Origin of the sequence: Bradyrhizobium sp. CCBAU 45321, from assembly GCF_028128975.1 — a bacterium.
Taxonomy (GTDB): Bacteria; Pseudomonadota; Alphaproteobacteria; order Rhizobiales; family Xanthobacteraceae; genus Bradyrhizobium; species Bradyrhizobium yuanmingense.
Window position 1 is genome coordinate 1 of sequence record NZ_LFKZ01000126.1, and the last position, 13,847, is coordinate 13,847.

General features: G+C 64.5%; 15 protein-coding genes. 8 read left to right on the plus strand and 7 right to left on the minus strand.

All coding sequences use genetic code 11. The annotated features are described in order from the left end of the window. Positions 1 to 245: 245 nt before the first annotated feature. From ACM43_RS23385 to ACM43_RS23400, 4 genes are all read right to left on the minus strand, one after another. Positions 246 to 740 (minus strand): hypothetical protein, encoded by a 495-nt coding sequence (locus tag ACM43_RS23385; protein ID WP_271543106.1) that lies wholly within the window; start codon positions 738 to 740, stop codon positions 246 to 248. Positions 741 to 910: 170 nt separating this feature from the next. Next, on the minus strand, positions 911 to 2,113 hold the full coding sequence (gene rlmN / locus ACM43_RS23390) for a 23S rRNA (adenine(2503)-C(2))-methyltransferase RlmN (RefSeq protein WP_271543108.1): 1,203 nt from the start codon (positions 2,111 to 2,113) through the stop codon (positions 911 to 913). Between the two features lie 178 nt (positions 2,114 to 2,291). Next, the gene (locus tag ACM43_RS23395; protein WP_271543110.1) at positions 2,292 to 2,960 is read right to left on the minus strand and encodes an invasion associated locus B family protein; all 669 of its coding nucleotides are present in this window, start codon (positions 2,958 to 2,960) and stop codon (positions 2,292 to 2,294) included. Positions 2,961 to 3,076: 116 nt separating this feature from the next. Next, on the minus strand, positions 3,077 to 3,916 hold the full coding sequence (locus ACM43_RS23400; RefSeq protein ID WP_271543112.1) for an SDR family oxidoreductase: 840 nt from the start codon (positions 3,914 to 3,916) through the stop codon (positions 3,077 to 3,079). Positions 3,917 to 4,048: 132 nt separating this feature from the next. On the opposite strand from ACM43_RS23400, the gene ACM43_RS23405 reads away from it, so the two are divergent. After that, positions 4,049 to 5,023 (plus strand): NADPH:quinone oxidoreductase family protein, encoded by a 975-nt coding sequence (locus ACM43_RS23405; protein WP_157285089.1) that lies wholly within the window; start codon positions 4,049 to 4,051, stop codon positions 5,021 to 5,023. A gap of 29 nt (positions 5,024 to 5,052) precedes the next feature. On the opposite strand, the gene ACM43_RS23410 is transcribed toward ACM43_RS23405, so the two are convergent. Both ACM43_RS23410 and ACM43_RS23415 read right to left on the minus strand, forming a co-directional pair. Next, complete coding sequence (locus ACM43_RS23410) at positions 5,053 to 5,445, minus strand: YkvA family protein (protein ID WP_157285090.1); 393 nt, start codon at positions 5,443 to 5,445, stop codon at positions 5,053 to 5,055. An 89-nt stretch (positions 5,446 to 5,534) separates the two neighbouring features. After that, positions 5,535 to 5,825: a 4a-hydroxytetrahydrobiopterin dehydratase gene (locus tag ACM43_RS23415; protein WP_036002826.1), complete on the minus strand. Its 291-nt coding sequence runs from the start codon at positions 5,823 to 5,825 to the stop codon at positions 5,535 to 5,537. Positions 5,826 to 5,978: 153 nt separating this feature from the next. Between ACM43_RS23415 and ACM43_RS23420 the strand changes: the two genes are divergently transcribed. The 3 genes from ACM43_RS23420 to ACM43_RS23430 all read left to right on the plus strand — a co-directional run bounded on the left by ACM43_RS23420 (position 5,979) and on the right by ACM43_RS23430 (position 9,974). After that, positions 5,979 to 7,424, plus strand: coding sequence for a TAXI family TRAP transporter solute-binding subunit (locus ACM43_RS23420; protein ID WP_271543115.1), 1,446 nt, complete (start codon positions 5,979 to 5,981; stop codon positions 7,422 to 7,424). 185 nt (positions 7,425 to 7,609) lie between these two features. Then, a complete protein-coding gene (locus tag ACM43_RS23425) occupies positions 7,610 to 9,151 on the plus strand; it encodes an alkaline phosphatase D family protein (protein WP_271543117.1) in 1,542 nt (513 codons plus the stop codon). A 199-nt stretch (positions 9,152 to 9,350) separates the two neighbouring features. Then, positions 9,351 to 9,974: a hypothetical protein gene (locus ACM43_RS23430; RefSeq protein ID WP_271543119.1), complete on the plus strand. Its 624-nt coding sequence runs from the start codon at positions 9,351 to 9,353 to the stop codon at positions 9,972 to 9,974. Positions 9,975 to 9,978: 4 nt separating this feature from the next. Here the strand turns inward: ACM43_RS23430 and ACM43_RS23435 are convergent, their stop codons facing one another. Next, positions 9,979 to 10,359: a response regulator gene (locus tag ACM43_RS23435; RefSeq protein WP_128265823.1), complete on the minus strand. Its 381-nt coding sequence runs from the start codon at positions 10,357 to 10,359 to the stop codon at positions 9,979 to 9,981. A 178-nt stretch (positions 10,360 to 10,537) separates the two neighbouring features. Here ACM43_RS23435 and ACM43_RS23440 point away from each other — a divergent pair, with 178 nt between their 5' ends. The 4 genes from ACM43_RS23440 (at position 10,538) to ACM43_RS23455 (ending at position 13,812) form a co-directional block, all read left to right on the plus strand. Further along, the gene (locus tag ACM43_RS23440) at positions 10,538 to 11,302 is read left to right on the plus strand and encodes a Crp/Fnr family transcriptional regulator (RefSeq protein WP_128265822.1); all 765 of its coding nucleotides are present in this window, start codon (positions 10,538 to 10,540) and stop codon (positions 11,300 to 11,302) included. Between the two features lie 67 nt (positions 11,303 to 11,369). After that, positions 11,370 to 12,086, plus strand: a complete 717-nt coding sequence (locus tag ACM43_RS23445; RefSeq protein ID WP_271543123.1) for a prolipoprotein diacylglyceryl transferase — start codon at positions 11,370 to 11,372, stop codon at positions 12,084 to 12,086. Further along, positions 12,083 to 13,528 carry a radical SAM protein gene (locus ACM43_RS23450; protein WP_271543125.1) on the plus strand — a complete coding sequence of 482 codons (1,446 nt, stop codon included), beginning with the start codon at positions 12,083 to 12,085 and terminating at the stop codon, positions 13,526 to 13,528. The genes ACM43_RS23445 and ACM43_RS23450 overlap by 4 nt, the downstream gene beginning before the upstream one ends. Further along, a complete protein-coding gene (locus tag ACM43_RS23455) occupies positions 13,525 to 13,812 on the plus strand; it encodes a hypothetical protein (protein ID WP_271543127.1) in 288 nt (95 codons plus the stop codon). Before ACM43_RS23450 ends, ACM43_RS23455 begins: the two co-directional genes overlap by 4 nt. Positions 13,813 to 13,847 lie beyond the last annotated feature (35 nt).

The following is a 13,847-nucleotide window of genomic DNA, read 5'->3' on the forward strand; positions in this document are numbered from 1 at the left end:
AAGCGCGCCGGCTGGAACGATACCTTCTTCTTCGAACTCCTAGGCCACATGCGATAGCCCTGCCCTGGAGGGGGAGGATCGATCGCGCGAAGCGCGAGCGAGGTGGGGTGAAGCCACACAAATGGTCTCTCGTCCGTCCCCAAACTCCAATCCTCGACACCGCTATCGCGGATCGTCTGTCACCCCACCCCGGATCGCATCGATGATGCGATCCGACCCTCCCCCTCCAGGGGAGGATAAGAAACTCACCGCGCATCCGGCCTTGAATTCGATGGCAATGGCGGCGGTGGTTTGCGCGGGGGCGGCGGGATCCGCCAGGCGCCGGCGTTGCGGCCGGCGATCAGCCAATAGACGAAGCCGGCAACGATGCCCGCGCCGGTCATGATCTCCAGGTGACGCCGTACGATGCCCTCGAACTGCAGCGTGTCGGAATGGAACGGAACGAGGCCGAGATAGCAGGCGAGCCCGACAAGGCCGCCGCCGACGGCATAGGCGAGCGCGCTACGGATGTAGAGCGCCTCGGTGATCGCGACGATCACCGCTGCCGGCACCAGGGCAAAGCCGGACACGAAGATGAAGCCGAAGCCGAGCAGGATGTCGATCGTGCCCTGATCGACCGGACCGGCGCCGAGATCGGCGAACTCCGGAAACAGCAGCGCGACGACAACGATCATGCCGCCGACAAAGCAGGCGGCGAGGAAGCCGATGAAGATGACAACGAGGCGGCCGATCAGGGACATGACGAAGAAGTCCCGATTGTCGTCATTGCGAGCCAACGGGTCGGCGCGAAGCGCGGCCCGATGACAGGCTCAGCGAAGCAATCCAGAGATGCGTCCGCGGAGGCGATCTGGATTGCTTCGTCACTACGCTCCTCGCAATGACGAGGAGGCGAGAGCGCGGGCATGACACACTAATCCGTCATCGCCATGGCGCGCAGCGCCTGGCGCTCGCGCGCCGAGAGCTTTTCGGTCTCCGACTTGAGCTGGCCGCAGGCGGCGAGAATGTCGCGTCCGCGCGGGGTGCGCACCGGCGAGGAATAGCCGGCATTGAAGATGTATTCGGAGAACTTTTCGATCTGGTCCCAGTCGGAGCATTCATAGGCGGTGCCGGGCCAGGGATTGAACGGGATCAGGTTGATCTTGGCCGGAATGCCCTTGAGCATCTTCACCAGCAGCTTCGCATCATCGAGCGAATCATTGACGCCCTTGAGCATCACATATTCGAAGGTGATACGGCGCGCGTTCGAGGCGCCGGGATAGTCGCGGCAGGCCTGCAGCAGCTCCTTGATCGGATATTTGCGGTTGAGCGGCACCAGCTCGTTGCGCAGCTCGTCGCGTACGGCATGCAGCGAGATCGCGAGCATGACGCCGATCTCCTCGCCGGCGCGCACGATGTTCGGCACCACGCCTGAGGTCGACAGCGTGATGCGGCGGCGGGAGATGCCGATGCCCTCGTTGTCGCCGACGATCAGAAGCGCATCGCGCACCGCGTCGAAATTGTAGAGCGGCTCGCCCATGCCCATCATCACGATGTTGGTGACGCGGCGCGTGCCGTCCTCGCGATCGGCCCAGTCATTCAAACGATCGCGCGCGACCATCACCTGCCCGACGATCTCGCCGGCGGTGAGGTTGCGCACCAGGCGCTGGGTACCGGTGTGGCAGAAGGCGCAATTCAGCGTGCAGCCGACCTGCGAGGAGACGCAGAGCGTGCCGCGGTCGGTCTCGGGGATGTAGACGCACTCGACTTCATGCGCCTTCTGAACATTGTCGCCGCTCGGCAGGCGCAACAGCCATTTGCGGGTGCCGTCGTTGGAGATCTGCTCGGCCACGACCTCGGGCCGGTCCACAGTGAAATGCTGGGCGAGCTCGGCGCGGATGCCCTTGGAGATCGAGGTCATCTCGTCGAAGCTCTGGGCACCGCGGAAATAGATCCAGTGCCACAGCTGCTGCACGCGCATCTTGCGCTGGGCCGGTGCGACGCCGATCTCGCCGAGCCGATCGGCAAGCTCGGTGCGCGACAGGCCGATCAGCGACGGCTTGGCCGGCGGCACATAGGTTTCGAGCGGAGTCTTCTCCACCAATGTTGCGTTGTGCGGCTCGGTCGTCGGTTGCATTGGTTGCCTGAATAGTTGCTGTCTCGTCATGCCCGGGCTTGTCCCGGGCATTCACGTTCTCTTCGCCTGTGGCTAGCGCGTGGATGGCCGGGACAAGCACGGCCATGACGACCGAATTTATGGAACCGGCCTTATATAACAACCGGAACCGCCGATTGCGACCTTATCGCCCGCAGTCTTAACGCCGGCAATCCTGCGCGATCTTGTCTAGCGCCTGGGCGAGGCCTTTCAGCGAGAAGGTGTCGGTCGTCTCGGTACCCTTGGCCGAGACGCCCTTGACGACGAGATCGGCGGATTTGCGCATGGCTTCGACCATCCGCTCCTCCTCGGCCGCGTTCTTGATCCAGAGCCCGTCGCCCTGCGTGTACATGGCGAAGGAGGCGCCGCCGACCTCGGCGGTCGATTCCGAGCCCGGCTTCAGCGCATAGCCGATCATGACCGAAACTTCGTTGTTGACCTTCTCCGCCGGCCGGGTCGAGACGAAGGCATAAGCGGGATCGCGCGGCCGGTTCGGCGGGTTGGTTTTCGACGATGACGGCTTGGCCAGCGCGAAACAGACCTTCTTGCCGTTCGGCGTCGCTGAATAGGCACCCCAGGTGCCGAACTGCCCGATCAGGGTCGGCTCCGCGCCCCCCGCAACGGCTGCAGCCGGGGCCGCCGGCTTGCTCTCGGGCTTCGGGGCCGCCTTTGCGTTGGTGTTGGCCGGCGGCGCCGCCGGCTTCGGTGCCGCCTCTTTTGGAGCTGGACTGGACTTGGGCGCCGGTTGCGCCGTCTGCGCCCGCGCAGACACGGCGATTCCCCCGGCCGCCACGCCAGTCATCAAAGCTAAAATCAGCACCCGCCACATGCCGCGTTGGTTCCCTCAATATTGTGACTGGAAGATGGCCCGAGCGCGCTTTGTCCCCGGGCAGGGATAGCCGGGAAAGTTCAATTTGGGAAGGCAGTTAGCGGTATCTTCGGCGGCTAGGCCCTGGATCGGGCGGCGCGTTGCGCGGCCCATTGCGCCTCGGTCCAGCCGAGCAAATCCTCGACGCCGGAACTGCGCAGATGCGCGCCGCCGTCGATCACCACCATCTCGCCATTGATGTAGGCGGCGCGATCCGAGACCAGGAAGCTGGCGAGATCGGCGAGCTCGCCGTGCTCGCCGGTACGTCCAAGCGGATTGCGCGCGGTCCAGCCTTCGTCACGGCCTTCGGGACGGAGCTGCCCGGTGGCCCCTGCGGTCGGAAACGAGCCCGGCGCGATCGCGACGGTCCGGATGCCCTTCGGGCCCCATTCCACCGCAAGACTCCTGGTCATCGCCAGCAGTGCGGATTTCGCCATCGCCGAGGGAACGGTGAAGGCGCGGCCGGTGATGGTGGAGGTCGAGAGGATCGACAGCACGACACCGCCATGCTTGGCCTCGATCCAGCGCCTGCCGGCGGCGAGCGTGCAATACATCGCGCCATGCAGTGTCGGCGCCAGGATCGCGTCCGCGGCGCGGAAGGAGAGATGCTCGCTCTGTGCGATGAAGGTGGCAGCGGCATTGTTGACGAGGATGTCGAGCGGCGCCTCGCGCCAGATCGTATCCATCATGCCGTCGACCGCCGCACCGTCGCGGATGTCGCAGGCGATGGTCGTGACCGTGCCGCCGGTCTCGTCGCGCATCTCGCGCGCCGTCGCCTCGAGCCGCTCGAGCTTGCGGCCGCAGATCACGAGCTCGGCGCCGAGCGCGAGGAAGCGACGCCCCATTGCAGCGCCGAGACCCGAACCACCACCGGTAATGAGGATGCGCTTGTTCTTGAGCAGGCCTGTTTCAAACATCGTTTGAATCCTTTCTCCGCGGATTTAGGCCGTCGCTGACCCCAGACAAAGAATCCGGATTGTCGCCACTGCCTAAATCCGGCAGAAACGGCCAAACTATAATTCCACCCGAAACGCCCTCAAGGTGCCGCCATGAAAGCCATCCTCTGCTCGCAATATTGCCAGCCCGACGACCTCGTCCTGACTGAGGTGCCGGATCCGGTGGCGGGGCCCGGCGAAGCCGTGATCGCGATCAAGGCGGCGGCGCTGAATTTTTTCGACATCCTGATGATCCAAGGCAAGTACCAGATCAAGCCGCCGTTCCCGTTCTCGCCGGCCGCGGAAGTTGCGGGCGTGATCGAGAGCATCGGCGCTGGCGTCACGGATCTCAAGGTCGGTGATCGCGTCGTCGCCTCCTGCGGCCACAACGGCGCACGCGAGAAGATCGCGCTGCCGGCGACCTCGATCGTGAAGATCCCCGACAATCTGGACTACGACCGCGCGGCCGGCATCATCATCATCTACGGCACCGCGCTGCATGCGCTGGAAGATCGCGCCAGCCCCAAGCCGGGCGAGACGCTCGCTGTGCTGGGCGCAGCCGGCGGCACCGGCCTTGCGGCCTGCGAGCTCGGCAAGCTGATGGGATTGAAGGTGATCGCCTGCGCCTCGTCGGACGAGAAGCTCGAATTCGCCAAGGCGCACGGCGCCGAGCTGACGCTGAACTACGCCAAGGAAGATCTGAAGGAAGGCCTGCGCAAGCTCACCGGCGGCAAGGGCGTCGACATCATCTTCGATCCCGTTGGTGGTGCTTACGCCGAACAGGCGCTGCGCTCGATCGCATGGGAAGGCCGCTTCCTCGTCATCGGCTTTGCCGCCGGCGACATTCCGAAGATGCCGCTGAACCTCGCGCTGCTGAAGGGTTGCGACATCCGCGGCGTGTTCTGGGGCGCCTGGACCCGGCTCAACCCGGCCAAGAACCGCGCCAATCTCGAGAAGCTGGTGAAGTGGACCGCGGAAGGCAAGATCTCATCGCATGTCGACCGCACCTTCCCGCTGGCTCAGACGGCGGATGCGTTGAAGGTGCTGGCGGGACGGCAGGCGATGGGCAAGGTGATCTTGCATCCGTGAGCTGATGCAGGTGGTTGAAGTCGCGTCGGCTACGCGACTTCTGCTTTGCCGTCCGCCTCCTCCACCCCACGCTTCAGCGCGGCGCGGGCGGCCTCGCGGTGCTCGTTCGTGATGTGGCTGGCAACCATGCGGATGGCGGTGGCGAGCACGGCAGCGTCATCGGCGAAGCCGAGCATGGGCATCACGTCCGCGACGAAATCGAACGGCAGGACGAAATAGGCGATTGCACCGAGCAGCGAAGCCTGGACGTGACGCGGCGTCTGCCGGTCGAACGCGCAGTAATAGGCGGCAAGCAGATCCTCCGCGAACGGCAGATGCGCAGCGACCCGCTTCAGCTTGCGCCAGAAGCGGCGGCGCACGCTCTCGCGATCTTCCGCGAGCCGATCGGCCGGCTCGAAGCCAACGCTGTGCTCGGCAGCCATGCTCAAATGCTCCCCGGCGGAGGACCGCCCGATCCCGGCTGATCACAAGATGGGGATGCAGCCGGTCCCTGCAAGGCGTCTGCTTGGTGTCAGCCTGCGATGGCGTTCATCGCCTTGGCGAGCGCCATGTCGCGCGCGGTGACGCCGCCGGCGTCGTGGGTCGACAGCACCACCTCCACCGTCTTGTAGACGTTGCGCCATTCGGGGTGGTGATCCATCTTCTCGGCGACCAGCGCGGCGCGGGTCATGAAGCCGAACGCCTCGTTGAAATCCTTGAAGACAAAGGTTTTCCCGATGGCGTCGCGGCCTTGGACGTCAGTCCAGCCGGACAATCCGCCCAACGCCTGCCTGCGCGCCTCCGCCGAGAGCCGTTCTGCCATCACCATCTCCATCCTTCGGAGGAACTTTACCCTAACACCGTGCCGACGCCCGGGTTCATACGGGGGATTTCCTCCATCCGCTAACCATGACGGAGATGTAACCCCGCCGGACAAGAAATTTGCTACAATTGCGGACGTAAATCGCCGGCCAAGATGAAACTGAGCCTGAAGCGCCTGTTTGGGAGACCGATGACCGGGGGATTGGACCTGGCCGAAGCGCCCCCTCCGCCTTCGCCGCGATCCGCGGCGCGGAAGACGGCGCTCGTGTCTCTGGCGTTCCTGCTTGCGATCGTCGGCGTGGTTGCCGGCGGCTATTACTTCGCGATGCGTCCCGTGACGCTCAGAATCGCGGTCGGCCCCGCCAACAGCGACGACGTCAAGGTCGTGCAGGCGCTGACGCAAGGCTTTGCGCAGCACAAGAGCTACGTGCGGCTGCGCCCGATCCAAACCGACGGCGCAACCGCCAGCGCCAATGCGCTCGCCGAAGGCAAGGTCGATCTCGCCATCGTGCGTGGCGATCTCGACGTGCCGAAGAACGCACAGGCGGTCGCGACCCTGCGCAAGAACGTCGTGGTGCTGTGGTCCGTGCCCGCCAAGGGCAAGAAGAAGGGCGCGAAGATCACCAAAGTCGCACAGCTCGCCGGTCACCGCATCGGCGTCGTCGGCCGTACCCAGGCCAACGTCAATCTGCTCAAGGTGATCCTGCACCAATACGGCGTCGACCCGGCCAAGGTCGAGATCGTGCAATTTCCCGCCAACGAAGTTGCCGAGGCGATCAAGGCGCAGAAGGCCGACGTCTACCTCGCGGCAGGCCCGGTCAACAGCAAGATCACCGCGGAGGCGATCTCGGCATCGGTCAGGGAGGGCGGCACGCCAACCTTCCTCGCCATCGATTCCGCCGATGCGATCGCGCAAAACCATCCAGTCTATGAAGCGGGCGAGATCCCCGCCGGCACCTACGGCGGCTCGCCCGACCGTCCCGAGGACGAGGTCAAGACCATCAGCTTCGCGCACCACATCGTGGCGCGCAAAGGCGTGTCCGAGGCCGACATCGCAGCGTTCACGCGCCAGCTCTTCGCCGTGCGCCAGCAACTGGTGACGGAATTCCCGCTGGCGGCGAAGATCGAGACGCCCGACACCGACAAGGATGCGGTGATCCCGGTGCATCCGGGTGCGGCCGCCTTCGTCGACGGCGAGGAGAAGACCTTCCTCGACAAATACAGCGATTACATCTGGTGGAGCCTGATGGCGCTCTCGGCCATGGGCTCGGTCGGCGCCTGGTTCGCCGGCTATCTGAAGAAGGACGAGCGCGACAACAACAATCACCAGCGCGAACGCCTGCTTGACATGATCGCCGCGGCACGCAAGTGCGAGACGACCGAAGAGCTCGACCAGATGCAGACCGAGGCCGACGAGATCCTGCGCGACACGCTGCGCTGCTTCGATCACGGCGCCATCGAGGAAGCCGCGCTCACCGCCTTCAACATCGCACTCGACCAATTCCACGCCGCCGTCGCCGACCGCAAGGCTGTGCTGTTCAGCCTGCCGCCGAACCTGCAACGTGCCAGCGCGCAGTTCCGGGCCGCCGGCAACGCGTGAGCGCCCGCGCGCGTTATTGCTGCGTCACATTGTCTCAATATAGCTCCCAACGTCATTCCGGGGCGATGCGAAGCATCGAACCCGGAATCCATTGCGCAGCATTCGCGGGGAGACATGGATTCCGGGTTCGCGCTACGCGCGCCCCGGATTGACGGACTCGCCCGCAAGCCCGGGGTCGGAGCCTCATGACCATCACATTCTCCCGCCGCCGCTTCCTCACCAGCAGCGCCGGTGCGCTCGGCACGATGGCGATGCCGTATCTTTCGCGCGCGGCTGATCGGCCGGCGGTCACCCACGGCGTGCAAGCGGGCGACGTTACCGTCGACGGCGGCGTGGTGTGGGCGCGAACCGACAGGCCCGCGCAGATGCTGGTCGAGGTCGCCACGAGCGAGTCCTTCAGGGACGCCCGCACATTGCCGCCGATCGCGGCGCTGCCCGAAAGCGACTTCACCGCCAAGATGCTGGTCGAAAATCTTCCCGCCGGCCAGGACATCTTCTACCGCGTCCGCTTCCGCGATCTCTCGCACAGCGCCATCGAGGGCGAGGCGGTGACCGGCCGCTTCCGCACCGCGCCGGCCGACCGCCGCGACGTCAGCTTCGTCTGGGGCGGCGACGTCGCAGGGCAGGGCTGGGGCATCAATCCCGACGACGGCGGCATGGTCACCTTCTCGACCATGCGCAAGCACCGGCCGGATTTCTTCCTGCACTCGGGCGACACGGTCTATGCCGACGGTCCGATCCAACCCGAGGTGAAGCTCGCCGACGGCAAGATCTGGAAGAATCTCACCATTCCGGAGAAAGCCAAGGTCGCCGAGACGCTGGACGAGTACCGCGCCGCGTACAAATACAATCTCACCGACGACAATCTCCGCGCCTTCAATGCCGAGGTGCCGGTCTTCGTGCAGTGGGACGACCACGAGGTCACCAACAACTGGTCGCTGTCGAAAGACTTGCCGGCCGCCTACAAGGTGCGCGACATCTCACTGCTCGCAGCTCGCGCGGGCCGGGCCTTCCACGAGATGTACCCGATGCGGGAGAGCATCATCGAGCCCGGCCGCGTCTATCGCCAGATCTCCTACGGCCCGCATCTCGACGTATTCGTGCTCGACGAGCGCAGCTATCGCGGGCCGAACGGTGCCAATCTCGAAACCGCCTATGGCCCCGCCAGCTATTTCCTCGGCCCGGAGCAGATCGCCTGGCTCAAGCGCGGCCTGCTGAATTCGCGCGCGACATGGAAGGTGATCGCATCGGACATGCCGATCAGCCTGATCGTCTCCGACACGCCGAAGGGCGGCTCGGAAGCCGTTGCGCAGGGCGACGGCCCGGTGCGTGGCCGCGAGTTCGAGATCGCCGACATCCTGCGCTTCATCAAGATGGCGCCGATCAGCAACACGGTGTGGCTGACCGCGGACGTGCACTACGCCGCCGCGCACCATTACGATCCGAACAAGGCGCAATTTCAGGAGTTCGAGCCGTTCTGGGAATTCGTCTCGGGCCCGCTGCATGCCGGCACGTTCGGCCCGAACGCGCTCGACAATACCTTTGGCCCCGAGGTGCGCTTCGTCAAGGCGCCGGGCAAGGACAGCCAGAATCTGCCGCCGTCCGCGGGTATGCAGTTCTTTGGTCACGTCAAGATCGACGGCGCGTCCGGCCGGATGACGGTGACCCTGCGCGATCGCGCCGACGTCGCGCTGTGGTCGACCACGCTCGATCCGAAGCTTGCGTGACGGCCAAGTCGAACCCGGATGAACCATCCGCCCGGCCCGGACGACAATTGCAGGCGCCCGCGCATTTTCGAGGGCGTGATGCCGTCCGAGCCATGTTCGAGTTGATGCCGTGCCGTTCAGCCGCCCAACGATCGTTATCGCGCTGCTGCTGAGCGCAGCATCCCCCACATGCGCGCAAACCCAGGACAGAGCGACGCTGGTGCGCGAGGCCCTCGCTTCGCCTTACGGCAAGGCGCTGACCGCCGAGCTCGGCAAGTCACTGCGCGCAAGCGCCGACCCGGCATGTCTGACGGACAAGGGGTTGGCTGCCGACCAGCTCGAACCGCGCGGCCGCGATATTGTCATCAGATGGGGCACGCATATGCTGGAAGGCGCATCGGCGTTCATCGACCGGCAGATCTCCGACAATCCATTTGCCGGCGCAGCCGAATTGGTAAGCCTGAAGAGCAATCCGGATGTGAAGCGCTATCTCGCGATGGAAGAGCCGATACGTCAGGCGAAGATCCTGGATTTGATCTTCGAGCATTTCGACCGCTACAACGTGATCGCCCGCGTGAAACTTGGAGGGGTCTATCCATTGCAGACAGGCAACGAAGCTCTGCTCCGTCTCAATCCGACCGATGCAACGGAAGAGCGGTTGGAGACGTTCGCCAGCAAGAGTCGTTCGAAAGCGCTGAAACGTTTCCTGCAATTGTCCGATCAAGAGGCGATTGCGCAGAGTGCGGCGATCAAGAAGGCCTCATCGCCGCCGCCGTTTCCGCACACATTCTTCAAGGGCGTCGAGACCGACCTCGCCGAGCTCTGCATTCGCTCCGGCAAATAGGCGATCAGGTGTCCCGTGCCTGCAGCGCCGCCTCCAGCGCCTCGCTCGAGCACGGCTTCTGCAGCCGCGGCCGGCCCGCCAGTTCGGACGGAATGCGTACCTCTGCGCCGTAGCCGGTGACGAACACGAACGGAACCTTCAGCGCGATCAGCCGCTCGGCGATCGCAAAGCTCGTCTCGCGGATCAGCTCGACATCGAGCAGCGCGAAATCGGGTGCCCGTTTTGCGATGGCATTCAACGCCTGCGTTACCGACCCCACGGTCCGCACGGTGGCCACACCAAATCCGAGCAGGCGATCCTCGAAATCGATCGCGATGATCGGATCGTCTTCGACGATCAGAACATCAGCCGGCCGGCCTGTGCCATTGCAGTTTGCAGGTGCCATGATCGCATCTTGGTTCGGGGGTTTTGGGATCAGGACTGCCGCGACACGATGCCTGCGCCCAGCGCATCGGAGGGTTCCCGGAACGAAACTCACCACATCCTCGTTCTCTGGTCTGTCCACTTGTGCACACAGGAAACGGATGGAACTCGCTAAGGTGGGAGGAAGGTGGGAGTTCAGGATGGATGCGCGTATCGGCAAGGTCACCGAGGTCGAGAGCCGGCCGGCCAACAATCTGCTGCGGCGCTTGAGTCAGGTCGACTACGGCCTCCTGGCGCCGCACGTGACCGTCGAGGACTCTGCAGCCGGGCACTTGCTCTACAATCCCGGCGATGACGTGCAGGTCGTCCATTTCCCCTGCGGCCCATCGCTCGCGACTTTCCTCGTCCCCAACGAGGATGGCCGCGACGTCGAAACCATTCTGGTCGGCCGCGAGGGCGCGGTGGGCGGCATCGTCAGCGAGGGGTTTCTGCCGGCCTATACCCGGATCTGCGTCAAATTCGGTGGACCGTTTGCGCGCATTCACGTCGCCAAGCTGGAAGCAGCCAAGCTGCGCTCGGCGTCGCTGCGCAACGTCTTTGCCCGCTATGCCGATTGCATGCTGGCCCAGATCTTCCAGTCGACCGCCTGCAACGCGATCCATTCGATCGAGCAGCGCACCGCCAAATGGATCCTGGCGGCGATGGAGCGGACCGGCGACGAGACCAGTGTGCCGCTGACCCACGAACAGCTCGCGACTTTGCTCGGCGTTGGCCGCTCCTATGCCAGCCGCGTGCTTCAGTCGTTCAAGGCCGAAGGCGTGCTCGACACGCGGCGCGGCTCGATCCTGGTCCGCAACCGCGACGGCCTGAGGCTGCGCGCCTGCCTGTGCAACGATGCCGTAAAGATGCATTTCGAGGAAGTGCTGCGCGGGGTCTATCCGACCGAGGAGCGGGAGGCCGGGTAGCTTCTTCTCCCCTGCAATAATGCGCGGCGCGCCGTTGTAACCGCGGTCGTGCTATACTGCCGCCCGCATGAGCGGGGCTTTGCTTCACACTCTCTTCGACATCCTGGCCTGGCTGGCGGCGGCGGCCGCCATCTATTGGCTGTCGCGACGGGGCTTGCAGTTTCCCTCGCAATCCTTCGCGCTGCCCTATATCGCCACGCTGGTGTTTGGCGCAGGCCTTGGCGCCTATCTGTTCGGCTCCGCCAATCTGTGGCTGTCGGGGCAAAGCGGCATTGCGCGCTCGGTCGAGGGCGGGCTGGCGGGCGGCATCGTGGCGATCGAGCTCTACAAATGGTCCGCAGGCGTCACGGTGCGAACCGGCGCGCGCTTCGCGCTGCCGCTGGCGCTCGGCATCGCGATCGGCCGGATCGGCTGTTACCTCGCGGGCCTCGACGATTTCACCTATGGCACGCCGACGGCGCTGCCCTTCGGCCATGATTTCGGCGACGGCGTTCGCCGCCATCCCGTGCAGCTCTACGAGAGCGCGGCCATGGCCCTGTTCGCGCTCGCCTATGTGCTGGCGGTCTTGAACCGGAACGCGTTCACGATCACCAATGGTTTCTACCTGGTGCTCGCTTATTACGGAGCGCAGCGCTTTCTGTGGGAATTTCTCAAACCCTATGGCACGCTGGTTGGGCCCCTGACCCTGTTTCACCTGCTGTCGCTGTCGATCCTGCTCTACGCCGCCTTCATGCTGGCAACAGCACCCAAAGCGAGACGCTTGCAAAAAGAGTCACTTGCATGAACGCGCCGTTGCGTAAGTCGCGCCCCTACATCTTCTGGGGCCAGACCCAATCCCTATGCGAGACCTGCCTGAAGCTGGTGCCGACTAAGATCCAGATCCTCGGCAACGAGGTCTGGTACGAAAAACGCTGCAGGGAGCACGGCGTGCAATCGACGCTGGTGTCGACCGATGCCGCCTATTGGCGGTTGTGCAAGGATTTCATCAAGCCGGGCGACCGGCCGCTGCAATTCCAGGAACGAACCCAATTCGGCTGCCCCTATGATTGCGGTCTCTGTCCCGACCACGAGCAGCATTCCTGCTTGGCGCTGATCGAGATCACCGAGCATTGCAACCTCACCTGCCCCGTCTGCTTCGCGGAGTCCTCGCCGGCACGAACCAAATTCACGCCGCTCGCGACGGTGGAGAAGATGCTCGATGCGCTGGTCGCGAGCGAGGGCGAGCCCGATCTCGTGCAGATTTCCGGTGGCGAGCCGACGCTGCATCCTGACTTCTTCGATATCCTGGACGCGGTGCGCGCGCGCCCGATCCGCCATGTCATGATCAACACCAACGGCCTGCGCATCGCCCGCGAAAAGGATTTCGTGGCGCGGCTCGCCGAGAACAGGCGCGGGCTGGAGGTCTATCTCCAGTTCGATTCGCTGCAGCGCGACGCGCTGATCAATCTGCGCGGCGCGGACTTGCGAAAAATCCGCCAGCAGGCGCTGGAAAATCTCGAGCATTACGGCATCTCGACCACGCTGGTCGCGACCATCAAGCGCGGCGTCAACGATTCCGAGATCGGCGACATCGTGCGCCACGCGCTGACCTGGACGTGCGTGCGCGGGGTGACATTGCAGCCGGTCCAGGATGCCGGCCGCAACGAGAGTTTCAACAAGAATACCGACCGCATCATGCTGTCGGAGATCCGCAAGCGCGTCGTCGAGACTGGCGTGTTCGGGGACAAGGACATGATCCCGCTGCCCTGCAACCCCGAGAGCATCTCGATCGGCTATGGCCTGCGCAACGGCGAGAAGGTGCTGCCGCTGACCTCGCTGATCCCGCAGGAGCAGCTGGTGGCGGTGATGCCCAACACAATCAGCCCGGAGAAATATCCGGTGCTGCGGGAAAAGTTCATCGACCTGTTCTCGCTCTCCTCAGGGCCCCTCAACACGTCCGAGCGCGTCTGCGAATTGTTGTGCTGCCTGCCGAGCTTTCAGGTGCCGGACGGGCTCACCTACGAAAACGTCTTCCGCGTCACCGTCGTGCAGTTTCTCGACCGCTTCAATTTCTGCGTCGGCAACGTCAAGCGCAGCTGCATCCATTTCGTGACCGAGCAGGGGGCGATCATCCCGTTCGACACCTACAATCTGTTCTATCGGAATGGCGCCATCTCCCGGATTCGCGCCGGGCTCGAGGGGCAGACCTATCACGAGGCGAGGCAAACCGAGGAGGCACCACGATGAGCGACACGCCACCGCCGGTTCTACCGCCACCCGCACCAACGCCCGGCCCAGCTCGCAGCGGCTGCCTTACCGCCCTGATGGCGATCGCCGGGATCTTCATGCTGCTGCCGGGTCTCTGCGCACTCCTGTTCGGCGGAGTGTCGATGTTCGAGGACGGCAAGATCGCTGGCGACATCGCGCCGTTCGTCCTTCTGGGACTGGTCGTGGGCATCGGCGGGGTCGCGATGATCTGGGCGGCGATCAAGGGGCGCAGGGTCCCCGCTCATCCCCCGACCCAGCCCTAAGCCCCGGGGATTCCCGGACAAAATTCAGTCAACCA